Source organism: Arthrobacter cupressi (assembly GCF_900099975.1).
GTDB lineage: Bacteria > Actinomycetota > Actinomycetes > Actinomycetales > Micrococcaceae > Arthrobacter > Arthrobacter cupressi.
On sequence record NZ_FNEI01000010.1, the window covers coordinates 56,093 to 80,619 of the forward strand.

The window sequence follows — 24,527 nt, forward strand, 5'->3', positions numbered from 1 at the left end:
CCTCTTATGAGCACACTCAGCTACGACGCAAGCGGTGCCGCGCAGCAGGCCATCGAGCAGCACCTCCCGGCACTTGTTGAAGACCGGATTGCCAGCCGGATCTTCGCGAAGGACCATACCCTCTGGGGTGCCGACGCGGAGTCCGAATCGGCCATCCGCCTGGGATGGGTGGAAGCGGCTGCCGTTTCCCAGCCCCTGGTCGAAGGAATCCTGGAACTCCGGGATGCCCTGAAGGCAGAAGGCGTCACCCGGATTGTCCTGTGCGGCATGGGCGGCTCCTCGCTGGCCCCTGAAGTGATTGCCGGAACCGCCGGCGTCGAGCTGACCGTGCTGGACAGCACCGACCCCGAACAGGTCGGTGCTGTCCTGGCGGACCGCCTCGCCGAAACCGCCATCGTGGTTTCGTCCAAGTCGGGCTCCACCGTGGAAACCGACTCCCAGCGGCGCGTCTTCGAGAAAGCGTTCAACGACGCCGGGATCGATGCCAAGAGCCGCATCATCATCGTCACCGACCCCGGCTCGCCACTGGACACGGCGTCCCGCGAGGCCGGCTACCGTGCGGTCTTCAACGCCGACCCCAATGTCGGCGGCCGTTTCTCGGCACTGACTGCCTTCGGCCTGGTCCCCAGCGGCCTGGCCGGCGTCGACATCGAGGCACTCCTGGATGAAGCCGAGGAAGCCGCGGAAATCCTCCGCGAGGACTCCGAGGACAACATTGGCCTGCGCCTGGGTGCAGCGCTCGGCGGGACCTCCCCGCTGCGCAACAAGATCGTCATCGCCGAGGACGGCTCGGGCATCGTCGGTTTCGCCGACTGGGCCGAGCAGCTCATCGCCGAATCCACCGGCAAGTTGGGCACCGGCGTGCTGCCCGTCGTCGCAGGCCCTTCGGCTCCCGAGGTCAGCAGCGGTGCCGAGGACGTCCTGGTGATCCGCCTGGTGGGCGCCGATTCCGACATCGAACCCGGGGCGAACGAAGCAACGATCGCCGGCGGTCTCGCCACCCAGATGTTCGTCTGGGAGTTCGCGACCGCCGTGGCCGGCCGGCTGCTGGGCATCAACCCCTTTGACCAGCCCGACGTCGAGGCCGCCAAGGTGGCCGCCCGCGGCCTGCTTGACGCACGCCCCGAGCCCACCGCGGCCAACTTCACCGACGGTGCCATCGAGGTCCGCGGCGGGGGCTGGCTGGGCGGTGCCACCACCGTGGAGGACGCCGTGAAGGCGCTGCTGGGCCAGCTCGGCCAGGACGGCTACCTCAGCGTCCAGGCCTACTTCGACCGGATCGCGTACGCTCCGTTCGAAGGCGTCCGCGACCAGCTTGCCGCCGTCAGCGGCCGTCCGGTGACCTTCGGCTGGGGCCCGCGCTTCCTGCACTCCACCGGCCAGTTCCACAAGGGCGGCCCGGCCATCGGCTCGTTCCTGCAGATCACCGCGGCCGGTTCCGGGGATGTCGAGATCCCGGAGCGCCCCTTCACCTTCGGTGAGCTGATCGCAGCCCAGGCCGCAGGTGACGCCCAGGTCCTCGAAAACCACGGCCGTCCTGTCCTCCGCCTGCACCTTGTTGAACGGAGCGCGGGTGTCGCCCAGCTCCAGGAAATCGTCGCCGCGCTGGCCTCCCGGGCCACCGCGCTCGAAAGCTAAGGCACAAATCCCAACATGCCAGAAACAGAAAACGGCAGGAAGACTGCCGTCCGCAATCCCCTGCGGGATCCGCGTGACCGGCGCCTGAACCGGATCGCCGGCCCGTCGTCGCTGGTGTTCTTCGGAGTCACCGGCGACCTCGCCCGCAAGAAGCTCATGCCGGCCGTCTACGACCTCGCGAACCGGGGGCTGCTGCCCCCGAGTTTCGCATTGGTCGGATTCGGCCGCCGGGACTGGAGCAACGAGGACTTCGCCAACGAGGTCCGGGAGAACGTCAAGGCGCACTCCCGTACCCCGTTCGACGAGGCGGTCTGGAACCAGCTCTCCGAGGGCATCCGTTTCGTACAGGGCGAGTTTGACGACGACGAGGCCTTCAAGCGCCTCGACGCCACGCTCGCCGAGCTGGACCAGAACCGGGGTACCCGGGGCAACCACGGCTTCTACCTCTCGATCCCGCCCAAGGCGTTCGAGCAGGTCTGCCGGCAGCTGTCCCGCCACGGACTGGCTCAGGCCGCGGACGGACAGTGGCGCCGCGTGGTGATCGAGAAGCCTTTCGGCCACGACCTTGAGTCCGCCCGGAAGCTGAACGACATTGTCGAATCGGTGTTCCCGCAGGACGCGGTGTTCCGCATCGACCACTACCTCGGCAAGGAAACGGTCCAGAACATCCTGGCGCTGCGCTTCGCGAACCAGTTGTTCGAACCGATCTGGAACGCCAACTACGTGGACCACGTACAGATCACCATGGCCGAGGACATCGGCACCGGGGGCCGTGCGGGCTACTACGACGGCGTGGGCGCGGCCCGCGACGTCATCCAGAACCACCTGCTGCAGCTGCTGGCCCTGACGGCCATGGAGGAGCCCATCTCCTTCAACGCGGACGACCTGCGCGCCGAGAAGGAAAAGGTGCTGGCCGCCGTCAAGCTGCCCGAGGACCTGTCCACGCATTCTGCCCGCGGCCAGTTCACCGGCGGTTGGCAGGGCGGGGAGCTGGTGCAGGGCTACCTCGAGGAAGACGGCATCCCCGCCGATTCCAAGACGGAAACCTACGCCGCCATCCGGCTGGACATCAACACCCGCCGCTGGAGCGGAGCGCCGTTCTACCTGCGTGCCGGCAAGCGCCTTGGCCGCCGCGTGACCGAGATCGCCGTCGTGTTCAAGCGGGCTCCCAACCTGCTGTTCCGTGACCACAGCGAGGATGACTTCGGCCAGAACGCCGTGGTCATCCGCGTCCAGCCGGACGAGGGCGCCACCATCCGCTTCGGTTCGAAGGTCCCGGGCACCCAGATGGAAGTCCGGGATGTCACCATGGACTTCGGCTACGGGCACTCCTTCACGGAGTCCAGCCCCGAAGCGTATGAGCGGCTGATCCTGGACGTGCTGCTGGGCGAACCGCCGCTGTTCCCCCGCCACCAGGAAGTCGAAGAGTCCTGGAAGATCCTGGACCCCTTCGAGGAATACTGGGCCGGCCTGGACGAGCAGCCCGAACCCTATGCTCCGGGCAGCTGGGGACCGGCTTCGGCCGATGAACTGCTGGCCCGCGACGGACGAAGCTGGAGAAGGCCATGATCGTAGATCTTCCCGATACCACCACTTCCAAGATCTCCAAGAAGATCACCTCGCTGCGCGAGCAGGGCGGCGTGATCGCCCTGGGCCGGGTGCTGACCCTGGTGGTTGTCACCAAATCCGGCTTGGAGGAAGAAGCCATCGAGGCGGCCAACGAGGCCAGCCGCGAACACCCCTGCCGGATCATCGTCCTGGCCGACGCCGGCGCCGAAGCCCCGGACCGGCTGGACGCCCAGATCCGGGTGGGCGGCGACGCCGGCGCCTCCGAGGTGATCGTGCTGCGCGGTTTCGGTTCGCTGGCCAAGGAAAGCGAATCGCTCGTGGCCGGGCTGCTGCTGCCGGACGCGCCTATCGTGGCCTGGTGGCCGCACGGTGCCCCGGACAACGCCTGCGAAACCTCCATCGGACGGATCTCGCACCGCCGCATCACGGATTCGGCCAATGAGCCCGATCCGGCTGCGGCGCTGGAGCGGATCCGCAACACGTACCGGGCCGGCGACACCGACCTGGCCTGGACCCGCCTGACCAATTGGCGCCTGCAGCTTGCAGCGGCCCTGGACCAGGTGGACGACTCCCCCGTCACGGCCATCACCGTGGAGGGCGCTTCAGATTCACCCAGCACCCTGCTGCTGGCGGCCTGGCTGACGCTCTTCCTCGAGGCTCCGGTGGAGATCGTGGAGGACCCGGCGGGCACGGGCATCCGCCGGGTGCTGCTGAGCCGCGCCACCGGTGACGTGCAGCTGCACCGTCCGGGACTGACGGTGGCCGAGTTGACCCAGCCGGGGCAGCCGGCGCAGCGGATCTCGCTGCCCCGCCGCAGCCTGCGGGATTGCCTCGCCGAAGAGTTGCGCCGGCTCGATCCGGACGATGTCTTCGGTGAAGTGATTACTATGGGACTGCCCCGCACCGACAGCAAGGAGTAGCGTTTCCGTGACCGCTGAACCCAGAGTAAGCATCCATCCCGACTCCACCGTCCTGATGGCCGCAATCGCGGCCCGGCTGATCACCAAACTGGTTGACGTGCAGGACAAGCACGGGGAAGCCACCGTGGTCCTGACCGGCGGCACCGTGGGCATCGGAACCCTCAAGGCGGTGGCGGACTCTCCCGCGGCTCCGGCCGTTGACTGGTCCCGGGTCAATCTCTGGTGGGGGGATGAGCGTTTCGTAGCCAAGGACAGCCCGGACCGCAACACCCGCCAGGCACGCGAGGCCCTGCTGTCGGGCCTGCCGCTGGACCCGGCCCGTGTCCACGAGCCCGGTTCCTCGGACGAGTTCGCCTCGGCCGACGACGCCGCCGCGGACTATGCGGCGCGGCTGAAGGCGGCCGCCGAAGCCGAACACGCCGCGGACACTTCGGACAGCCGTCCCGAGGAAGCCGGGGACTTGCCGCGTTTCGACGTGCTGCTGCTCGGCGTCGGTCCGGACGCGCACGTCGCCTCCCTCTTCCCGGAGCAGGCGGGCATCCGGATCCAGGACCGCACGGTGGTGGGCGTTGAGAACTCCCCCAAGCCGCCGCCGTCGAGGATCTCCCTGACCCTGCCGGCGATCAACTCGGCACAGGAGATCTGGATGGTCGTGGCGGGCGAGGACAAGGCCGGCGCCGTCGGCCTGGCACTCGCCGGGGCCAACCCGGTGCAGGTTCCAGCGGCCGGCCCGCACGGCCGGTCGCGCACCCTGTGGCTGATCGATGAGAACGCAGCGTCGCGCGTTCCGCAGCAGCTAGTCCGAAAGGATCCCGCGGGAGCGTAGCCTTTTCAGCGCTCCAGCCAGGACACGCTCAGCGTCCTGGCTGGAGCGCCTTTCTTTAACGTAGTCAAGGTGGCTCTTGAAGACCTCGTCATCCTGCCGTTCGCAGGGCGCCGCACCGGGCTCCCTGGTCGCCACCAGGCCGCACTTGGGGCAGTCCCAGCTCGGCGGGATCTGGTCTTCAGGCAGCTTAAGGAAAACAAGCCGCGTTTCGTGTCCGTTGGCACACCAATACGGGACACGAATACGCGGCAGGTTTTCGCCGACAGTACTGTCGGACTCATTCTTCGGCCCGGTTCCGGCGGTCACGCCGGCCCTCGTGCCACGGAAACCTTGAGTGCCATGAACCATCGTCAAGCTCCCTTGAGAGTCGGCTGCGTGGCGTGAGCCACGCAGCCAATTCTAATGCGGGGAGCCCGACGGCGGCAGTGCCGGTTTCCGTCTCGGGGATGCGGCGGGTCAGGAATCCCCGCCGGAGGTGAAGCGCATGATCAGGCCAAGGCCGATGATCACCACGCCCCAGGTGCAGCCAAGCACGATGGTGAAGCGGTTGAGGTTGCGCTCCGCGACGCCCGACGAGCTGAGCCCGGAACTCATGCCGCCGCCGAACATGTCGGACAGGCCGCCACCACGGCCCTTGTGCAGCAGGATTAGCAGGGTCAGCAGGAGGCTGGTGATGCCCAGCAGGATCTGCAGGATGACTTGAAGAACGTCCACGACGGCCTTTCAGGAGTGCGGAAAGCGGGAGCGTCAGCCGGGCTACGCCGCGGTGATGTGGCTCTCGAACCTGACAATGTTAGCAAACTCGGACGGGTCGAGGCTGGCGCCGCCGACGAGGAGCCCGTCAACATCCGCTTCCGCCATGATCGCCGCCGCGTTGTTGGCCTTGACCGAGCCGCCGTAGAGGAGGCGGGTCCCGGCCGCCACGGAGTCATCGAACAGGGAAGCTAGTTCGGCGCGGATGGCGGCGCACATTTCCTGGGCGTCTTCGGGGCCCGCGACTTCGCCGGTGCCGATGGCCCAGACGGGTTCGTACGCGACGACGAGTTCCTTCGCCTGCTCGGCCGTGAGGCCTTCGACGCCGGCGCGCAGCTGGGCCAGGGTGTGCTCGACGTGCGTCCCGGCCTGGCGGATTTCGAGGCCTTCGCCGACGCAGAGCACCGGGGTGACCTCGTGGCGGAAGGCGGCCTTGACCTTGGCGTTGAGGACCTCGTCGGATTCGTTGTGGATGGTGCGGCGTTCGCTGTGGCCGACCAGCACGTAGGAGCAGCCGAGCTTGCGGAGGAACTGGCCCGAGATGTCGCCGGTGTAGGCGCCGGAGTCGAACTGGGACAGGTCCTGTCCGCCGTAGACAACCTTCAGTTCATCGCCCTGGACGAGGGTCTGCACGCCGCGGAGGTCGGTGAACGGCGGGAAGACCGCAACCTCGACACGGCTGTAGTCGTGCTTGGCGTCGGACAGGGTCCAGGCAAGCTTCTGCAGCAGGGTGATGCCCTGGACGTGGTCCATGTTCATCTTCCAGTTGCCGGCGATGAACGGCGTGCGGACGAAGTTTCCGTTGGCGGTGCTTGTCACGTGTGCTCCAAAGAAGTGTTGAAAAGGGAGGCCGGCAAGGTGCTGCTCCGAAAGGAGTGGCACCTTGCCGGCCTGGTGCCTGCTGGCGGGGTGTAACTGCTTAGCGGTCGAGCACGCTCAGGCCCGGGAGTTCCTTGCCTTCAAGGTATTCCAGGCTGGCGCCGCCGCCGGTGGAGATGTGGCCGAACTGTGCGTCGTCGAAACCGAGCGTGCGCACTGCAGCGGCGGAGTCGCCCCCGCCGACCACGGTGAAGGCTTCGGTTTCCGTCAGCGCCTGCGCGATCGCGCGGGTGCCGGCGGCGAAGGCCTCGAACTCGAAGACGCCCATGGGACCGTTCCAGAACACGGTGCGGGCACCCTTGATCTGTTCGGCAAACAGGGCCGCAGACTCAGGTCCGATGTCCAGGCCAATGCCTGAAGCGCCGAAGGAGCTTGCTTCGATGGCGTCTGCGGCAACGGTCTCGTTTTCTGCGTCAGCGGCGAAGCGGCTGGCGACAACAACGTCGACCGGGATGACGAAGGTGGTGCCGGCGTCGGAAGCGCGCTTGAGGTAGTCCTGAACCACGGGGATCTGGTCTTCCTCGAGGAGGCTGCCTGCCACCTTGTGTCCGGCTGCGGCCAGGAAGGTGAAGAGCATGCCGCCGCCGACCAGGATGGTGTCGGCCTTGCCCAGCAGGTTGTCGATTACGGCGAGCTTGTCCGAGACCTTGGACCCTCCGAGCACCACGACGTAGGGACGCTGCGTGTCGGCCGTGAGCTTCCGCAGCACCTCCACTTCGGTGTGCACGAGGTCGCCCTGGTAGGACGGCAGGCGGGTGGCGACATCGTACACGCTCGCGTGCTTGCGGTGCACCGCGCCGAAGGCGTCGTCCACGAAGGCGCCGTTGTCTCCGGTCAGGGAGACCAGTTCGTCGGCGAAGGCGGCGCGCTCGGCGTCGTCCTTGCTGGTTTCGCGGGCGTCGAAGCGGACGTTCTCCAGGACCAGCACTTCGCCGTCCTGCAGGCCGGCCGCGGCTTCCTTGGCGGCGGTGCCGACAGTGTCGGCGGCCAGGGTGACCGGGAAGTCAGCGAGTTCGGCCAGGCGGGCCACCGCGGGCTTGAGGGAGTACTTGTCCTCGGGGGTGCCCTTGGGGCGTCCGAGGTGGGCGGTTACGAGCACACGGGCACCGGCGTCCGAGAGCTTCTTTAGGACCGGGAGGGAGGCCTTGACGCGGCCGTCGTCGGTCACTGTAGAGCCGTCGAGCGGCACGTTCAGGTCACTTCTGACGAGAACGTACCGCCCGCGGACACCTTCAGCGATGAGTTCGTTGAGGGTGTGAGATGTCATGTGTCTACCCTAGCCCAGCTTGGATGCGACGAGCTCCGTGAGGTCGACCAGGCGGTTGGAGTAGCCCCACTCGTTGTCATACCAGGAAACAACCTTGACCTGGTTGCCGATGACCTTGGTCAGGCCCGAGTCGAAGATCGAGGAGGTGGGGTCGCCGACGATGTCGGAGGAGACGATCGGGGCGTCGGTGTAGCTGAGGATGCCCTTGAGGCTGGACTCGGCGGCGGCCTTGACTGCCGCGTTGACCTCGTCGACCGTGACTTCGCGGGAGACGGTGACGGTGAGGTCGGTGGCGGAACCGGTGGGGACCGGGACGCGGATGGCGTAGCCGTCGAGCTTCCCCTTCAGTTCCGGCAGGACCAGGCCGATGGCCTTGGCGGCACCGGTGGAGGTGGGGACCATGTTGATGGCGGCGGCGCGGGCGCGGCGGAGGTCGCCGTGCGGGCCGTCCTGCAGGTTCTGGTCGGCGGTGTAGGCGTGGACGGTGGTCATCAGGCCGCGTTCGATGCCGAAGGAGTCGTTGATGACCTTGGCCAGCGGGCCGAGGCAGTTGGTGGTGCAGGAAGCGTTGGAGATGATGTTGTGCGCTGCGGGGTCGTAGAGCCCGTCGTTCACGCCCATCACGATGGTGATGTCTTCGTCCGTGGCGGGAGCGGAGATCAGGACCTTCTTGGCACCGGCGTCGATGTGCTTCTGTGCAGCGGCGGCCTTGGTGAAGAAGCCCGTGGACTCGATGACGATGTCGACGCCGAGTTCGCCCCAGGGGAGGTTGGCGGGATCGCGTTCGGCGAGGACCTTGATGGCCTTGCCGTCCACCACGAGCTGGCCGTCCGAAACCGCGACGGACTGGGTCAGGCGACCACCGACGGAGTCGTACTTCAGCAGGTGGGCCAGCGCCTCGGGGCTGGTGAGGTCGTTGACCGCGACGATCTCGAGATCGGCGCCCTGGGCCAGCGCTGCGCGGAAGTAGTTGCGTCCGATGCGGCCGAAGCCGTTGATACCAATACGGGTGGTCACTTTTTGTCTCCTTGGTGCTCTCTCAAGCACATCTAGTGAGTCGGATCTTGATTCCAACTAACAAATCCCGCACGTCTTTGGGCAGAAGTGATTATCAGATCGGAGGGCGACCAGCCACGTTGCTGAAGGCTGACGCCTTCCGTGACCTATCTTACGTTCAAGAAAGCCCGCCCCTGCAACTGCAAGGGGCGGGCTTTCCACCATTTGGGCCAAATTCACGTGAATGTGAAGTTTGTTACACCCGTGTGTACTCCGGGTCACGCCCCGGAGAACGGCACGCCTTAGAGAACGATGAGCCCCGTGGCGTTGGCGCGGGCGGCGTCGAAGCGCTTGGCGACGTCTTCCCAGTTCACGATGTTCCAGAACGCCTTGACGTAGTCGGCCTTCACATTGACGTAGTCCAGGTAGAAGGCGTGCTCCCACATGTCCAGCATCAGCAGCGGGGTGGTGCCCACGGCGACATTGCCCTGCTGGTCGTAAAGCTGCTCGATGAGCAGGTTGCCGGCGATGGGCTCGTAGGCCAGGAAGGCCCAGCCGGAGCCCTGGAGGCCGAGGGCGGCCGCGGTGAACTGGGCGCGGAAAGCGTCGAAGGAGCCGAAGGCGTCCTCGATGGCTGCCGCGAGCTCGCCTTCGGGCTTGTCGCCGCCGTCCGGGGAGATGTTGTTCCAGAACACCGAGTGGTTGATGTGGCCGCCGGTGTGGAACGCGAGGTCCTTCGAAAGGCGGTTGATGTTGGCGAAGTCGCCCTTTTCGCGGGCTTCGGCCAGCTGGGCCAGGGCGTTGTTGGCGCCGGTGACATAGGCAGCGTGGTGCTTGCTGTGGTGCAGCTCCATGATCTTCGCCGAAATGTGCGGCTCAAGCGCCGCGTAGTCGTAGCCAAGCTCGGGCAGTACGTACTCTGTCACGAAACCCTCCAATGTTATGGACCTTCGGTCCTGTTGCTAACTCGTTCTGTTCATCCGGCCGGAGAACCGGCCGGAAATCCCTGGGGAGCACTGCGTTTCCCGGCGGACCATCCGCATAACCGGTGGCACCGCACGGGTATTTCCCCCCGCCGTGTCGATTCTAGGCACGGAGGCTATTCGTCCATCATTTCCGGAGTCACATTTGCCTCGGTGCCCGGGATGTCGAGCTCCGCGGCGCGTTTGTCGGCCATGGCGAGCAGGCGACGGATCCGGCCGGCGATGGCGTCCTTGGTCATGGGCGGCTCGGCGAGGCGGCCAAGTTCGTCCAGGCTTGCCTGCTTGTGCGCCACCCGCAGTTCGCCCGCGTACTTGAGGTGGTCCGGGACGTCGTCGCCCAGGATCTCGAGGGCACGGTCCACCCGGGCGCCGGCGGCAACGGCCGCCTGGGCCGAGCGGCGCAGGTTGGCGTCGTCGAAGTTGGCCAGCCGGTTGGCGGTGGCACGCACTTCCTTGCGCATGCGCCGCTCCTCCCACACCATCAGCGCGTCATGGGCGCCCATCCGGGTCAGCAGCTCGGCGATCGTATCGCCGTCGCGGATGACCACCCGGTCGACGCCGCGCACTTCTCGGGCCTTGGCCTGGATGCCGAGCCGGCGGGCCGCGCCCACCAGTGCGAGGGCGGACTCCGGCCCCGGGCAGGTGACCTCCAGGGAGGAGGAACGCCCGGGCTCGGTGAGGGAGCCGTGCGCCAGGAATGCGCCGCGCCAGACGGCTTCGGCATCGGCGGCTGAGCCGTTGACGACGGCGGAGGGCAGCCCCCGCACGGGCCGTCCCCGGCCGTCGAGCAGGCCGGTTTGACGGGCGAGGGCCTCGCCGTCGCGCACCACGCGGACGACGTAGCGGCTTCCGCGCCGCAGTCCCCCGCCGGAGACGACGATGATTTCGCTCTGGTGTCCGTACACCTCGGCGATGGCCGCGCGCAGGCGCCGGGCGGTGGATGCGAGGTCCACTTCGGCCTCGATGACGATGCGGCCCGAGATGATGTGCAGTCCGCCTGCGAAGCGCAGCATGGCCGACACTTCGGCCTTCCGCACGGAGGACTTCTTGATATCCAGCCGGGAAAGTTCTTCCTTGACCGATGCGGTCAGTGCCATGGCGATGTTCCTAACTGTTCCCGAAAATATCGTGGTACGCCGCCGCCAGCAGGAGGGGGTCGTGGACCGGGCGGCGCCGGGACGCACCTACTCTACCGAAGACCACCTCCGCGCCGATGCGGCCGGCGGCCTTTTCGAAGGTCGCGGTGTCGGAGACGGACTCCGGATCGGCGAGGACAACGTCCACGCTGAACTCCGGTGCGTACTTCCGCAGCGCATCCAGGTGGTCCGCGGCGCTCATCCCCGAGGTTTCCTTCGTGTCCATGGCGAGGTTCATGGTGAGGCAGCGTTTGGCGGCGGTGCCCACGAGGGCCTGGCGCATCTCGGGAAGCAGCAGGTGCGGCAGCACGGAGGTGTACCAGGAACCCGGGCCGAGGATGATCCAGTCCGCCAGCTCGATGGCGGTCAGCGCATCGGTGCAGGCCGGTGCGTCCTGCGGGATGAGACGGACGTCTTCCAAGGACCCGGCCACCGCGCATTTCGCCTGGCCGCTGATGGTCTGCACGCCGTAGCTGCCGTCGGCCAGCGGCACCCGGACGTCGCCTTCGATGGTGAGCGGCACGCTGGACATCGGCAGGACCTGGCCGCGGGCACCGAGCAGCGCCCCGGCCCACTTCAGCCCGGCCACGGTGTCCCCGAGGAGTTCCCAGAGCGTCATGATGAGCAGGTTGCCCATGGCGTGGTTGTCGAGCGGGCTTTCGCGGCCTTCCGGGGCCTTGAAGCGGTGCTGCATGACGTCGCGCCAGGTGCGTCCCCAGTCGGTGTCGTCGCAGAGGGCGCTCAGCGCCATGCGGAGGTCTCCGGGCGGGAGGACGCCGTACTGTTCGCGGAGCCGCCCGGAGGAGCCGCCGTCGTCGGCCACCGTGACGATCGCGGTGAGCTCCGAGGTGAGCAGGCGCAGGGCGGACAGGGAGGCCGCGAGGCCGTGGCCGCCGCCGAGCGCCACCACGGAGGGGGTCTTGTCCTTCTGGCTGCCGGGCGTCCCCTTCGGCGGGATAAGCGGCAACGGACCTGTCAGGACTCCCATTACTCCCGGCCCAGGTCGCGGTGCGTGGTGGTGACGGTGACGCGGGGATACTGCGCCAGGCGTTTGGAAAGCTCGACGGCGACCGCGACCGAGCGGTGTTTGCCGCCGGTGCAGCCCACGGCAATGGTGGCGTAGTGCTTGTTCTCGGTGCGGTAGCCGTCCAGCACGGGTTCGAGGGCCTGCACGTAGCGGTCCACGAATTCCTGCACGCCCGCGCCTTCGAGCACGTAGTCGCGGACGTCGGCGTCGAGCCCGGTGTGCGGGCGCAGCAGCGGGACCCAGTGCGGGTTGGGGATGAACCGGGCGTCGGCCACGAAGTTGGCGTCCACGGGGAGGCCGTACTTGAAGCCGAAGCTCATCACGTTCAGGCGGAGCGTCACCGGGCCGGTTTCGCTGAAGAGTTCGGTGATGGCGGTGGCGAGTCCGTGCACGTTGAACGCGCTGGTGTCCAGGACGATGTCCGCGGATTCGCGCAGTTCCCGCAGCACTTCGCGTTCGGCCGCGATGCCGTCCAGGATGCGGCCGCCGCCCTGCAGCGGGTGGGGGCGCCGGCCCTGCTCGAAGCGCCGCACCAGGACGTCGTCGCTGGCGTCCAGGAACAGGACGCGGAAGGTGATGCCGCTGGCGCTCAGGGCGCCGAGGGCGGTGCGGATGTCGGCGAACAAGCCCTTGCTGCGGACGTCGACGACGATCGCGAGCTTCGGGATGGAACCCGGTGCGTGCGAGACAATCTCCGCCAGGGTGCCGAGCATCTGCGGCGGGAGGCCTTCCACGACGTACCAGCCGTGGTCTTCAAGGGCGTCGGATGCGGTGCTCCGGCCCGCCCCGGACATGCCTGTCACCACCAGCAGTTCCGCTTCGGCAGGCTTGACGGGAACCAGTCCGTCCTGCTCCGCTCCGGATTCTGCCGTTGGTTCTGACATCAAATCTCCCCCGTTTGTCGAGATGGTCCGTTACCGGAGCCGCTGCGGCAGCGGCCGGTTGCTGCGTTGGCTAGCGTTCCTACCCTAGCTAAGATTCAAGGATTTCGCCGGTAGTCATGTTGACCGCGACGGCGGCCCCGTCCCGCTCGGCCGCCTCACCCAGGTGCCTGCTGACCGCCTCCGCCAGGGCCGGGCCGATGCCCTTGGCCCCGGTGAGCTCTGCCACGGACGCGGCCTTGATCTTCTTGAGCGAGCCGAAGTGGGACAGGAGCGCCTTCCGCTTGGCTTCGCCGAGGCCCGGCACACCGTCCAGGGCCGAGACCGTCATCGCTTTTCCACGCTTCTGCCGGTGGAACGTGATGGCGAAGCGGTGGGCCTCGTCGCGGATGCGCTGGAGCAGGTACAGCCCCTGCGAGGTGCGCGGCAGGATCACGGGGAAATCGCTGTCCGGCAGCCAGACTTCTTCGAGCCGCTTGGCCAGTCCCACCACATAGACGTCGTCGATGCCCAGCCCGGCGAGGGCCCGCGCCGCGGCATTCACCTGGGGCTGGCCGCCGTCGACGACGACGAGGTTGGGCGGGTACGCGAACTTCGCCTTCGCCGCGGGTGCGGTGGGCTTGGGCTCGTCCGACGGCTCTTCGCCCGCCCCGGAGGGAATTTCCCCGGACTGTATCTCACCCGATTTGGGCGGCTGGGCCGCCTTGTCCTGGAGGTAGTGCCGGAAGCGGCGGGTCAGGACGTCGTGCATTGCGGCGGTGTCATCGCGGGCGGCATCGCCGGTGATGGAGAACTTGCGGTAGTCGGCCTTCTTGGGCAGCCCGTCCTCGACCACCACCATGGACGCCACCACATTCGTGCCCTGGACGTGGGAGATGTCGAAGCATTCGATCCGCAGCAGCGGCACCGGAAGCTCCAGGGCTTCCTGGAGTTCCTGCAGTGCCTGCGACCGCACGGTGATGTCCCCGGCGCGGCGCACCTTGTGCAGCTTCAGGGCCTGTTCGGCGTTCTCCCGGACCGTGGACATCAGGGCGGCTTTGTCGCCGCGCTGCGGCACCCTGACGTCGACCTTCGCGCCGCGCAGTCCGCCCAGCCATTCGATGAGCTCGGCATGGTTCGCCGGGGATTCCGGGACGAGGACTTCGCGGGGAATCCGTTCCTGGTACTCGCCGTCCTCGCCGTAGACCTGCTGCAGGAGGTGTTCGATCAGCTCGGGGGTGGTCATGTCCTCGACCTTCTCAACCACCCAGCCGCGCTGGCCCCGGATGCGGCCGCCGCGCACGTGGAATACCTGAACTGACGCTTCCAGGTCGTCCTCGTGCAGGGCGAAGACGTCCGCTTCCGTGTCCTCCGATAGCACCACGGCGTTCCGCTCGAACACCTTCCGCAGCGCCGCGATGTCATCGCGCACCCTGGCGGCGCGTTCGTAGTCGAGTCCGGCGACGGCGTCGGCCATCTCCTTCTCCAGGCGGCGGATGAACCTGCCCGCTTCACCGCCCATGAAGGCGCAGAAATCTTCCGCCAGCTGCCGGTGCTCCTCAGGGGTGACGCGGCCGACGCACGGGGCCGAGCACTTGTCGATGTAGCCGAGCAGGCACGGCCGGCCGCTCGCCTGGGCGCGCTTCAGGACACCGGGACTGCAACTGCGGACCGGGAAGACCCGGAGCAGGGTGTCCATGGTCTCGCGGATCGCGCCGGCGGTGTACGGGCCGAAGTAGCGGGTGCCCTTGCGCCGTTCGCCGCGCAGCACCTGCACACGGGGCAGCTTCTCCCCCATGGTGACGGCGAGGTAGGGGTAGCTCTTGTCGTCCCGGAAGACGACATTGAAGCGCGGCTTGAATTCCTTGATCCAGGTGTATTCGAGCTGCAGCGACTCCAGTTCGCTGGCGACCACTGTCCATTCGACGCTGCTCGCGGCATGCACCATAGCGTGCGTCTTCGGCAGGAGCCCGGCAGGGTTGGCGAAATACGAGTTCAGCCGCGAGCGGAGGTTCTTGGCCTTGCCGACATAGATGACCCGGCCGTGCGGGTCCCGGAAGCGGTACACGCCCGGCGTCGTCGGAATTTCGCCCGTCCGGGGCCGGTAACTCGCTGGATCTGCCACGAATCCAGTCTAGTAAGGGAAACGCGGAGCCGCGGCCAACGCTACTCGGCGGCCTTGCTCTGGTTGTAGCCGGCGGAGCGTTCCTGCCCGGTCAGTTCCGCGATGGCGTCCATGATCCGGTCCGTGACCTCACGGCGGGCCGGAAGGGAGTGGTCCGGGCCGGTCTTGTCGAAATAGAGCGGCTCGCCCACCTTCATGGTGAAGTGCTGCGGACGGACGGCGTTGGTTTCGATCGACTGCAGCTTGTCCGTGCCAATCAGGCCCACCGGGATGACGGGGGCACCGGTGGTGAGGGCAAGCCAGCCGACACCGGTCCGGCCGCGGTACAGCAGCCCGTCGCGGGAGCGCGTGCCCTCCGGGTAGATGCCGATGCCGCGTCCCGCTTCAAGGATGTCCAGCAGGGTCTTGAGGGCCTGCACGCTCGCGGCTTGCTCGCCGCGCTCCACCGGGATGGAACCCACGGCCTGGAAAAACGCCTTCATGGTGCGGCCCTTGAAGCCTTTGCCGGTGAAGTATTCGGCCTTGGCGAAGAACGCCACCGGACGCGGCATGAGCGCCTGGACGATCACGCTGTCGAGAAAGGAGAGGTGGTTCGGGGCGACGATGAACGGTCCGTCCTTGGGCACGTTCTCCAGGCCAATGACCGTCGGCCGGCAGGTGCCGGAGATCAGTCCGCGGGTTGTCCAGCGAATGACATCAAAGGCTTCCATCGTTCTGCACCTCGCTCAGCGCCGCCGCACGGACAACGTCCAGTTCTTCAATCTTCTTCAGCAACTCATCCGGGCTGTGCACCACCGCGACTGCTCCGGCCTGCTCCAGTTCGCCGTCGGGGGCGAAACCCCAGCCGACGCCGACGCAGTCCAGTCCGTTGGCCAGGGCCCCGGCGACATCCTGGTGCCGGTCCCCCACCATCACCGCGCACTCGGCGCCCAGCCCGGCGAGGGCGGCGCCCACGATCTCCACCTTCCCGACCGGAACACTCCGGCCCGAGGGCAGCAGGGCGTCCGTGGATTCGTCGTCGGGTGATCCGCAGATCGTCTCGAAGAATCCGGCGATGCCGTGATGCTCCAGCACCACCCTCGCCAGCCGCTGCGGCTTCTGGGTGGCGACGGCGACGGGCCGGCCCGTGGCGGTGAAATGCTCCAGCAGGCCGTGAATGCCGGGGTAGAGCCGGCTCGCGGCGATTCCGGTGGCCACGTAGTGGGTCCGGTAGCGGGTGATCGCTTCGTCGACGAGATCCTCGGGAACCTGCGCGATGCTGCCGAGCGAGTGGCTCAGCTTGGGGCCGACCATGGAATCCAGGGTTTCCTGGTCCGGAACGGGCAATCCCATTTCTGTCAGGGCGGCGGCAATTCCGCCGGTGATTCCGCCTGCAGGATCGACAAGGGTGCCGTCCAGATCGAAAATTACGGGCACCGATGTTTGAGTCACCGGGTTAGTTTCTCACGAGTTCAGGCATGCCTGAAATTCACATTCCGGCCGGGGAATACGTCGGGGCAGCGGCGGGGCACGCCGCCCGGACTCCCCCGGCCGGGGCGGCTAGGCCTGGCCCAGGACCTCCGCGAGGAAGGTTCCCGTGTGGCTGTCCGGCGACTTGGCAACCTGTTCCGGGGTGCCGGTGGCCACAATGCGCCCGCCACCGGAACCGCCGTTGGGGCCAAGATCCACGATCCAGTCTGCGGACTTGATGACGTCCAGGTTGTGTTCGATGGTGATTACCGTGTTCCCCTTCTCCACCAGGCCCTGGAGCACCAGGAGGAGCTTGCGGATGTCTTCGAAGTGCAGGCCGGTGGTGGGTTCGTCCAGGACATAGACGCTGCGCCCATTCGAGCGCTTCTGCAGTTCCGAGGCGAGCTTCACGCGCTGTGCCTCGCCGCCGGACAGAGTAGTGGCCGGCTGGCCGAGGCGGACGTAGCCCAGGCCGACGTCCACCAGGGTGTTCAGGTGCCGGGCGATCGGCGTGAACGCCGCGAAAAACTCCGCCGCTTCATCGATGGGCATGTTCAGCACATCGGCGATGGTCTTGCCCTTGTAGTGGACTTCCAGGGTTTCGCGGTTGTAACGCGCACCGTGGCAGACCTCGCAGGGCACGTAGACGTCCGGGAGGAAGTTCATCTCGATCTTCAGCGTGCCGTCACCGGAGCAGGCCTCGCAGCGGCCGCCCTTGACGTTGAAGGAGAAGCGGCCGGGCTGGTAGCCGCGGACCTTCGCCTCAGTGGTCTCGGCGAAGAGCTTGCGGATGTTGTCGAACACGCCCGTGTACGTGGCCGGGTTGGAGCGCGGCGTGCGGCCGATGGGGCTCTGGTCCACGTGCACCACTTTGTCCAGGTGCTCGAGGCCCTGCACGGAGCGGTGGCGGCCGGCCACCTGCTTGGCGCCGTTGAGCTTGTTGGCCAGCACTTTGTACAGGATCTCGTTGACCAGGGTGGACTTGCCCGAACCGCTGACGCCCGTGACCGCGGTGAGGAGACCGAGCGGGAAGGTGGCGTCCACGTTGTTCAGGTTGTTCTCGCGGGCGCCGATGACCTTCAGCTCACGCTTCTTGTCGTACTTGCGCCGCTTGGCCGGAACCTCGATGCTGCGCCGGCCCGAGAGGTAATCGCCGGTGAGGGAATTCCGGTTCTCCAGCAGCTCACGGTACGGGCCGGAGTGCACCACCTGGCCGCCGTGCTCGCCGGCGCCGGGTCCGATGTCCACCACCCAGTCGGCTTCGTGGATGGTGTCTTCGTCGTGTTCGACCACGATCAGGGTGTTGCCGAGGTCTCGCAGCCGGGTGAGGGTCTCGATGAGCCGGCGGTTGTCCTTCTGGTGCAGGCCGATGGAGGGCTCGTCCAGCACGTATAGCACGCCCACGAGGCCGGAGCCGATCTGGGTGGCCAGGCGGATGCGCTGGGCTTCGCCGCCGGACAGGGTGCCGGAGGGCCGCTCGAGGTTCAGGTATTCGAGGCCGACGTCCAGGAGGAAGGTCAGGCGCGCCTGGATTTCCTTGAGGACCTGGTGGGCGATCTGGGCTTCACGGCCGGTGAGGGTCAGGTTGCCCAGGAACGCAGCACATTCGCGCATGGGCAGGGCCGATACTTCGGCGATGGAGCGGCCGTTGATCAGCACGGACAGGGACGCGGGGTTCAGGCGCGCGCCGTTGCATTCCGGGCACGGAATCTGCCGCATGTACTCTTCGTAGCGGTCGCGGGCCCAGTCCGAGTCGGTTTCGCCGTGCTTGCGGTGCACGTACTGGATGGCGCCTTCGAATCCGGTGCTGTACTTGCGTTCCCGGCCGAAACGGTTGCGGTACTGCACCACCACTTTGTGGTCCTTGCCGTGCAGCACGGTGCGGCGGACGTCGGCGGGCAGCTTTTCCCAGGCGGTGTCCATGGAGAAGCCGAGCTCCAGGGCCAGGCCTTCGAGCAGCCGGTTCCAGTATTCGGTGGTGGCGGTGCCGAGGGACCACGGAGCGATGGCGCCCTGGTTGAGCGATAGCTCGGGGTTGGGAACCACCAGTTCCTCGTCGACCTCGAGCTTGGTGCCGATGCCGGTGCAGGCCGGGCAGGCGCCGAAGGGGTTGTTGAAGGAGAAGGAGCGCGGCTCGATCTCGTCGATGGCCAGCGGGTGCTCGTTGGGGCACGCCAGGTTCTCCGAGAAAGCCCGGAGCCGGTGGGGGTCCTCCGGGTCGAGGTCCACGAACTCGGCGAGCACGCGGCCTTCTGCCAGGGACAGCGCCGTTTCGATGGAGTCGGTGAGGCGCTGGCTGATGCCTTCCTTGACCACCAGGCGGTCGACCACCACTTCGATGGTGTGTTTGAACTGCTTCCCGAGCTTGGGCGGATCGCTCAGCTGGATGAGTTCGCCGTCGACCCGCGCGCGGGCGTACCCCTTGGCGGTAAGTTCCTTGAACAGTTCGACGAACTCGCCCTTGCGCCCGCGGACCACCGGCGCCAGGACCTGGAAGCGGGTTCCGGCGTCCAGTTCCAGGAGCTGGTCCACGATCTGCTGCGGGGTCTGGCGGGTGATGGGCTCGTGGCAGACCGGGCAGTGCGGACGGCCGACGCGGGCCCACAGCAGGCGCATGTAGTCGTAGATCTCGGTGATGGTGCCCACCGTGGAGCGCGGGTTCTTGCTGGTGGACTTCTGGTCGATCGACACGGCCGGGGACAGGCCCTCGATGAAGTCGACGTCCGGCTTGTCCACCTGGCCGAGGAACTGGCGGGCGTAGGCCGACAGTGATTCCACGTAGCGGCGCTGGCCCTCCGCGAAGATGGTGTCGAACGCGAGGGACGACTTGCCGGACCCTGACAGGCCCGTGAACACAATCATGGCGTCACGCGGCAGGTCGAGGTCGACGTTGCGGAGGTTGTGCTCCCGTGCTCCCTTGACGACGAGCCGGGACAGATCATGTCCGGCGGGCGCAAGGGTACCGGGAACGCTCTTGAGGGTTTCGACGTGGGAGTCTTCAGCTACGGCTTTGGGCACCCACTAATGCTAATCGAAAACTTCTTCGAATTTCCATGTGCCGTTGCACACCCCGGAAGGGCGGCCGGAACAAGGCCCGACGGCGGTCCGCACCGCCGGTGCGCGACGCGTCACGCTTCGTCGTAGGCAGCCGCAAGAAGCTGGACAGCCTCGGCGAAACTGGCGCCCTGGGCCCTGGCCGCGGCGGCGTATTCGGCGGCGACGGCCGCGAGCACACTGTTCCGTTCGTCGCGGGCACAGACCACCGTGCCGTTCCGTCCGCGGGTGGCCACCACGCCGGCGGCTTCGAGTTCCTTGTACGAACGGGCCACGGTGTGCGGGGCCACCTCAAGTTGCTCAGCCAGTTTGCGCACGGCGGGCAGCCTGCTGCCGACCGGGAGGGCGCCGCTGTCCGCGAGGTCGATGATCCGCAGGCGCAGTTGTTCGAAAAGCGGGACCGAACTCGACTGGCTGGGCCGCCACTCCCCGGGGAACACGGCCTGGGCGTTCATTGCGCAACCCCGGTGCCGGCGTCGTCGTGCGGGACCTCCGGTTCATCGCTCCCGGCGAACTGTGCCTCGTGCAGCCGGGCGTAGTGACCGCCCAGGGCCAGCAGGGTCTGGTGCGTTCCGTGCTCGACAATCCGTCCGTGGTCCATGACGAGAATTAGATCAGCGTCCCTGATCGTGGACAAGCGATGGGCGATCACGAAGGATGTCCGGTTGCTCCGGAGCCGGTGCATGGCATGCCGGATCAGCACTTCGGTGCGCGTGTCCACCCAGCTGGTGGCCTCGTCGAGGACCAGGACCGGCCTGCCCGAAAGCCGGGCCCGGGCAATGCTGAGCAACTGCCGCTGGCCCTGGCTGAGCGGTTCGCCCCCATTGCTGAGCATGGTGGCGTAGCCGTCCGGAAGGGAACGCACGAAATGGTCCACATGGCTGGCCTCGGCCGCGGAAACGATGTCGGCGTCGCTGGCGGACGGATCACCGTAGGCGATGTTTTCCCGGATGGTTCCGGTGAAGATCCAGGGTTCCTGCAGCACGACGCCGAAATGCTGGCGCAGGGTGTCCCGCGGCAGTTGGGCAATGTCCACGCCGTCCACGGTGATCAGCCCGGCGTCGGGCTCGTGGAAGCGCATCAGCAGGTTCACCACGGTGGTCTTCCCGGCGCCGGTATGGCCAACGATCGCGACAGTCTGGCCCGGGTCCACCCTGAAGGAAAGGTCTTCCAGCACCGGGGTATCGGGGCGGTAGCGGAAGGACACGTGCTCGAAGGCGACCGCGCCGCGGCGGCCGTTCACCGAGGCGGCGTCGGGCACGGAGGCGGGCTCCGCGGACAGTTCGGCGGCGTCGAGCAGTTCGAAGATCCTGGCCGCCGATGCGGAGCAGGACTGCAGGGCCTGGACCATGCCGCCGATTTGTCCGAGCGGCTGGCTGAACAGTCGGTTGAACTGAATGAAGGCCTGGATCCCGCCTATGGTCATCGCACCGGCGAGGAACTGCAGCCCGCCCACCAATGCGACGAGCACATAGCTGATGTTCGCGACGAAGGCCATGAGCGGCGGTACCAGGCCGGAAAGGAACTGCGCCTGGGCGCTGGCGGTGTAGAGGCTTCTGTTGTGCGTCGCGAAGCGATCCGCCATGAGCGCCCGGGCGCCGAAAAGCTTGATGGTCTCGTGGCCGGAGGCCGTTTCCTCCACGAGCGAGTTGACGTCGCCGGTGGCCGCCCATTGCCGGGCAAAGTAGCCCTGGGCCCGTCCGCTCACGGCATAGGACAACAGCGCGGAGACGGGGACGGACAGGAGCGCCACCAGTGCGAGCAGCGGGGAAATCAGCAGCATCATGCACAGCGAAGCGAAGACCATCAGCAAGGAGGTGATCAATTGGCCCAGCAGCTGGTTGAGCAACTGGGCCACATTGTCGAGGTCGTTGCTCGCCCTGCTCAGCACGTCACCGCGGCTGCGCCCGTCGTAGTAGGCCACCGGGACGCGGTGCAGCTTGTCTTCGACAGCCTCCCGGAGCCTGTACGCAAGCCCCTGGACGGCTGCGGCGGTCAGTCTGCCCTGGGCCCAGCTCAGCAGGGAGGCGACGAGGTACATCGCGGTGACCGGAACGAGGAGCGACGTAAAGCGCACGGCGTTGAAGCTTCCGCCCAGTACCGCTTCGGCCACGACGTCGGTGGCGTCGCCGAGGATCTTGGGTGCGGAGACGTTGAGGACCACGAAGACTGCGATGCACATCAGCGCCCCGGTCATCGCCGCGCCTGAGGGGTCCAGCATTTTGAGCAGGCGGAGCAGGTGCCGCCCGCGGCGCCGCCGTTCCGGGGGTCCGCTTCCCGCTGCCGGGAGCCGCGTCATGCTTCGTCTGCCGTGTCGAGCTGGGAAGCGACGATTTCCCGGTAGTGCCGCGATCCGGCCAGCAACCCGGTATGGGTGCCGTTGCCGACGATCCTGCCGTTGTCCACCACAAGGATGCGGTCCGCGGTTTCTATGCTCCGCACCCGTTGGGCGACCATGAGCACCACGGAGCCGGAGAGGCGCGGCCGCAGGGCGTCGAAGATCCTGGATTCGGTGACGGTGTCCAAGGCGGAGAAGCTGTCGTCGAAAAGATGGATCGACGCCGGCCGAAGCAGGGCCCGCGCGATGCACAGCCTTTGCTTCTGCCCGCCGGAGAGCCCGCCGCCCTGGGCGAGGACAGTGTCGAGGCCATCCGGGAGGGCCGAAACGAACGACGCCGCCTGGGCCGCTTCCAGCGCATCCCACAGTTGCGCGTCACTTGCGGCTGGAAGCGAGATCCTGAGGTTCTCGGCCACGGTTCCGTCGAACAGCCAATTGCGTTGCGGGACGGCGGCGATGCCGTGCCGCAGCGCATCCAGCGACAGGCCGGCGATGTCCTGTCCGCCGATCGAAATGGTGCCGGTGCTCGCCTCGAGCAGCCTGGGCACCAGCCGGAGGAGGGTCGATTTTCCACTGCCGGTGGAACCGATGATGGCGGTCGTCGTGCCCGGCAGCGCCTCGAAGCTGATGTTCTCCAGCACGCGCGCCTCGGCGCCGGGGAAAGCGAAGGACACCTCCTCGAAACGCAGCGCGGCGCCGTAAGGCTGCTGCGCCGGCGTCGAGGAATGCCTGCCGTGCCAGGCGGCCGGCGCCGCACCGGACTCCCCAAGCACACCGTCCGCCTGCCGCTCATCCGGGACGGCCAGGACCTCGCCGATCCGTTCGGCGCTGACCTCCGCCCGGGGGGCGGCGGACAGCACATACATGGCCATCATGATCGCGAGCAGGATCTGCATGATGTACGCCATGAATGCGGTCAGGGCGCCCAGTTCCATCTCACCGCGGACAATCCGGAGCCCGCCCAGCCACACCACCGCCACCGAGGAAAGGTTCACCACCGTCATCACCAGCGGAAGCATCACCGCGATGATCCGCGCGGAGCGCAGATTGTTGGCCGTTAACGCGCCGTTCGCGGCGGCAAAACGCTCCCTCTCGTGGGTGCGCCGCACGAAGGCGCGGATCATCATGGCGCCAAGGATCTGCTCCCGGATCACCGTGTTGATGCGGTCCACGAGCCCCTGCCCCTCGCGGTACAGCGGAACCAGCCTGCGGACGATCCGCAGCATGATGAGCATCAGGAGCGGGATGATCGCGAAAACGAGCCACGCCAGGGTTCCGTCCTGCGCCACGGCAAGCACCACGCCACCGACGCCCATCACCGGCGCGGCGACGAGCATGCTGCACACCAGGATCACCACGGTCTGTACCTGGAGGACGTCGTTGGTGGTCCGGACCACCAGGCTGGCCGGCCCGAAGCGTTCTGCTTCGCGGGTGGGCAGGGTGTGGATTTTTTCGAAGAGTTCCTGCCGGAGCCGCCGGCCGAGCCGCATCGCGAGGACGGCTCCCAGATAGGCGGCGGACACCGCGGCCACGACCTGGATGGCTGCGATTGCCAGCATCCAGCCGCCGAGTTCCAGCACAACGGCGCCGTTGCCGGCCACCAGCCCGTCGTCGACGATCCCGGCGTTGAGGGTCGGCAGCAGCAGTGTGGCGCCGACCTGGATCAACTGGAGGAGCGCGATCGCCGCGACGTGCCACCGGTACGGGGCAAGACGCCGCAGGACAAGTGCTGCGAGCATCCGGCCTCCCCTCAAGTCTGGAAAGCTGCATCCCGCATGCGTGTTATGCAGCCCCCACCGTCGCGCTTGTCATTGTAATGCAGATCACTTGGCGGGAGGCCGGTGCGCGCCGGACCTCCCGGGGAGGTACCGCCCCGGCTAGTGCGCGGGAGGTTTGTGCCCCACGGCGAAGATCCGCCGGAACGGGAGCACGGTTCCATGCCTGCCTGCCGGGTACGCCTCGCGCAGCAGGGCCGCGTACTGCTGTTCGAAACGGGCCGCGTCCACCGGCGGCAAGGCTGCCAGCACGGGACGCAGGCCCGTGCCGCGGACCCATTCGAGGACGGGGTCCGGACCCGGAAGCAGCTGCTGGTAGCTGGTTTCCCACGCGTCCGCCGTCCACCCGGCGTCGAGCATCACCGTCAGGTAGTCCGCCGCTTCGGCGACGGCGTCATCGTGCCGGAGCACTCCGGCGAGCCGGCCCGACCATTCGGCGGAGTCCGCTAGCCCCCGCATCAGCACGTGGGACGGGGCGCCGAAGTTTCCCGGCACCTGCAGGGCGAACCACGCCCCTGCCGGTAGTGCGTCCAGCCAGTCGGGCAACAACTCCAGGTGCCCCGGAACCCACTGCAGGGCGGCGTTGCTGACCACGACGTCGCACGCAGGCCCGGGCATCCAGTCCCGGATGTCCGCGGCCGCAAAGGACAGCCCCGGGGTTTCCGTTGCGAGGGGTGCGGCGCGCGCCAGCATGTCGGGCGACGAGTCCAGACCCAGCACCCGGGCCTGCGGCCAGCGCCCCGCGAGGGTCGCGGTGAGGTTACCCGGCCCGCAGCCGAGATCGACCACCTGCCGGGGCGAATCCGCGGCGATCCGGGCGGTGAGGTCGAAGAACGGCCGGTCCCGGTAGTCGCCAAACTGCACGTATTTGCCTGGGTCCCAGGTCATCGCCGCAGCCATCCGATGCCTCCTCGTGGGTGTCTGGCTCCACA

General features: G+C 67.4%; 21 protein-coding genes. 4 read left to right on the forward strand and 17 right to left on the reverse strand.

Annotated features, from left to right (window positions below; all coding sequences use genetic code 11):
- The first annotated feature begins 6 nt into the window (after positions 1 to 6).
- Genes BLP88_RS12455 through pgl form a run of 4 tightly spaced genes read left to right on the forward strand, consistent with a single transcriptional unit; the run spans position 7 to position 4,953 of the window.
- Positions 7 to 1,638 carry a glucose-6-phosphate isomerase gene (locus BLP88_RS12455; protein WP_074589627.1) on the forward strand — a complete coding sequence of 544 codons (1,632 nt, stop codon included), beginning with the start codon at positions 7 to 9 and terminating at the stop codon, positions 1,636 to 1,638.
- A 15-nt stretch (positions 1,639 to 1,653) separates the two neighbouring features.
- Entirely contained in the window at positions 1,654 to 3,207 is a 1,554-nt protein-coding gene (gene zwf / locus BLP88_RS12460) for a glucose-6-phosphate dehydrogenase (protein ID WP_074589628.1), read from the forward strand.
- Positions 3,204 to 4,127, forward strand: a complete 924-nt coding sequence (locus BLP88_RS12465) for a glucose-6-phosphate dehydrogenase assembly protein OpcA (RefSeq protein ID WP_074589630.1) — start codon at positions 3,204 to 3,206, stop codon at positions 4,125 to 4,127. The genes zwf and BLP88_RS12465 overlap by 4 nt, the downstream gene beginning before the upstream one ends.
- Positions 4,128 to 4,134: 7 nt before the next feature.
- The gene (pgl, locus tag BLP88_RS12470; protein ID WP_074589631.1) at positions 4,135 to 4,953 is read left to right on the forward strand and encodes a 6-phosphogluconolactonase; all 819 of its coding nucleotides are present in this window, start codon (positions 4,135 to 4,137) and stop codon (positions 4,951 to 4,953) included.
- On the opposite strand, the gene BLP88_RS12475 is transcribed toward pgl, so the two are convergent.
- From BLP88_RS12475 to BLP88_RS12555, 17 genes are all read right to left on the reverse strand, one after another.
- Positions 4,924 to 5,301, reverse strand: a complete 378-nt coding sequence (locus BLP88_RS12475) for an RNA polymerase-binding protein RbpA (protein ID WP_074589632.1) — start codon at positions 5,299 to 5,301, stop codon at positions 4,924 to 4,926. The two genes, pgl and BLP88_RS12475, sit on opposite strands and share 30 nt — an antisense overlap.
- A gap of 108 nt (positions 5,302 to 5,409) precedes the next feature.
- Positions 5,410 to 5,667 (reverse strand): preprotein translocase subunit SecG, encoded by a 258-nt coding sequence (gene secG / locus BLP88_RS12480; protein WP_074589634.1) that lies wholly within the window; start codon positions 5,665 to 5,667, stop codon positions 5,410 to 5,412.
- Between the two features lie 42 nt (positions 5,668 to 5,709).
- Positions 5,710 to 6,525, reverse strand: coding sequence for a triose-phosphate isomerase (gene tpiA, locus BLP88_RS12485; protein ID WP_074589635.1), 816 nt, complete (start codon positions 6,523 to 6,525; stop codon positions 5,710 to 5,712).
- A 100-nt stretch (positions 6,526 to 6,625) separates the two neighbouring features.
- Positions 6,626 to 7,852: a phosphoglycerate kinase gene (locus BLP88_RS12490; RefSeq protein ID WP_074589636.1), complete on the reverse strand. Its 1,227-nt coding sequence runs from the start codon at positions 7,850 to 7,852 to the stop codon at positions 6,626 to 6,628.
- A 9-nt stretch (positions 7,853 to 7,861) separates the two neighbouring features.
- A complete protein-coding gene (gene gap, locus BLP88_RS12495; RefSeq protein ID WP_074589637.1) occupies positions 7,862 to 8,869 on the reverse strand; it encodes a type I glyceraldehyde-3-phosphate dehydrogenase in 1,008 nt (335 codons plus the stop codon).
- A 281-nt stretch (positions 8,870 to 9,150) separates the two neighbouring features.
- A complete protein-coding gene (locus BLP88_RS12500) occupies positions 9,151 to 9,774 on the reverse strand; it encodes a superoxide dismutase (RefSeq protein ID WP_074589639.1) in 624 nt (207 codons plus the stop codon).
- 173 nt (positions 9,775 to 9,947) lie between these two features.
- Entirely contained in the window at positions 9,948 to 10,928 is a 981-nt protein-coding gene (whiA, locus tag BLP88_RS12505; RefSeq protein WP_074589640.1) for a DNA-binding protein WhiA, read from the reverse strand.
- Positions 10,929 to 10,938: 10 nt separating this feature from the next.
- A complete protein-coding gene (locus tag BLP88_RS12510) occupies positions 10,939 to 11,955 on the reverse strand; it encodes a gluconeogenesis factor YvcK family protein (protein ID WP_074589641.1) in 1,017 nt (338 codons plus the stop codon).
- The gene (rapZ, locus tag BLP88_RS12515) at positions 11,955 to 12,878 is read right to left on the reverse strand and encodes an RNase adapter RapZ (protein ID WP_074589643.1); all 924 of its coding nucleotides are present in this window, start codon (positions 12,876 to 12,878) and stop codon (positions 11,955 to 11,957) included. Before rapZ ends, BLP88_RS12510 begins: the two co-directional genes overlap by 1 nt.
- A gap of 88 nt (positions 12,879 to 12,966) precedes the next feature.
- Positions 12,967 to 14,979: an excinuclease ABC subunit UvrC gene (gene uvrC / locus BLP88_RS12520; protein ID WP_074589644.1), complete on the reverse strand. Its 2,013-nt coding sequence runs from the start codon at positions 14,977 to 14,979 to the stop codon at positions 12,967 to 12,969.
- Positions 14,980 to 15,020: 41 nt separating this feature from the next.
- Positions 15,021 to 15,689, reverse strand: coding sequence for a lysophospholipid acyltransferase family protein (locus BLP88_RS12525; protein ID WP_074589645.1), 669 nt, complete (start codon positions 15,687 to 15,689; stop codon positions 15,021 to 15,023).
- Positions 15,676 to 16,410, reverse strand: a complete 735-nt coding sequence (locus BLP88_RS12530) for an HAD hydrolase-like protein (protein ID WP_074589646.1) — start codon at positions 16,408 to 16,410, stop codon at positions 15,676 to 15,678. The genes BLP88_RS12525 and BLP88_RS12530 overlap by 14 nt, the downstream gene beginning before the upstream one ends.
- Before the next feature lie 108 nt (positions 16,411 to 16,518).
- The gene (gene uvrA, locus BLP88_RS12535) at positions 16,519 to 19,446 is read right to left on the reverse strand and encodes an excinuclease ABC subunit UvrA (RefSeq protein ID WP_074589648.1); all 2,928 of its coding nucleotides are present in this window, start codon (positions 19,444 to 19,446) and stop codon (positions 16,519 to 16,521) included.
- A gap of 110 nt (positions 19,447 to 19,556) precedes the next feature.
- Positions 19,557 to 19,937 carry a GntR family transcriptional regulator gene (locus tag BLP88_RS12540; RefSeq protein WP_074589649.1) on the reverse strand — a complete coding sequence of 127 codons (381 nt, stop codon included), beginning with the start codon at positions 19,935 to 19,937 and terminating at the stop codon, positions 19,557 to 19,559.
- Entirely contained in the window at positions 19,934 to 21,781 is a 1,848-nt protein-coding gene (locus BLP88_RS12545; RefSeq protein WP_084111157.1) for an ABC transporter ATP-binding protein, read from the reverse strand. Before BLP88_RS12545 ends, BLP88_RS12540 begins: the two co-directional genes overlap by 4 nt.
- Positions 21,778 to 23,559 (reverse strand): ABC transporter ATP-binding protein, encoded by a 1,782-nt coding sequence (locus BLP88_RS12550; RefSeq protein ID WP_074589650.1) that lies wholly within the window; start codon positions 23,557 to 23,559, stop codon positions 21,778 to 21,780. Before BLP88_RS12550 ends, BLP88_RS12545 begins: the two co-directional genes overlap by 4 nt.
- Before the next feature lie 138 nt (positions 23,560 to 23,697).
- Positions 23,698 to 24,483 (reverse strand): trans-aconitate 2-methyltransferase, encoded by a 786-nt coding sequence (locus BLP88_RS12555; RefSeq protein ID WP_074589780.1) that lies wholly within the window; start codon positions 24,481 to 24,483, stop codon positions 23,698 to 23,700.
- Positions 24,484 to 24,527 lie beyond the last annotated feature (44 nt).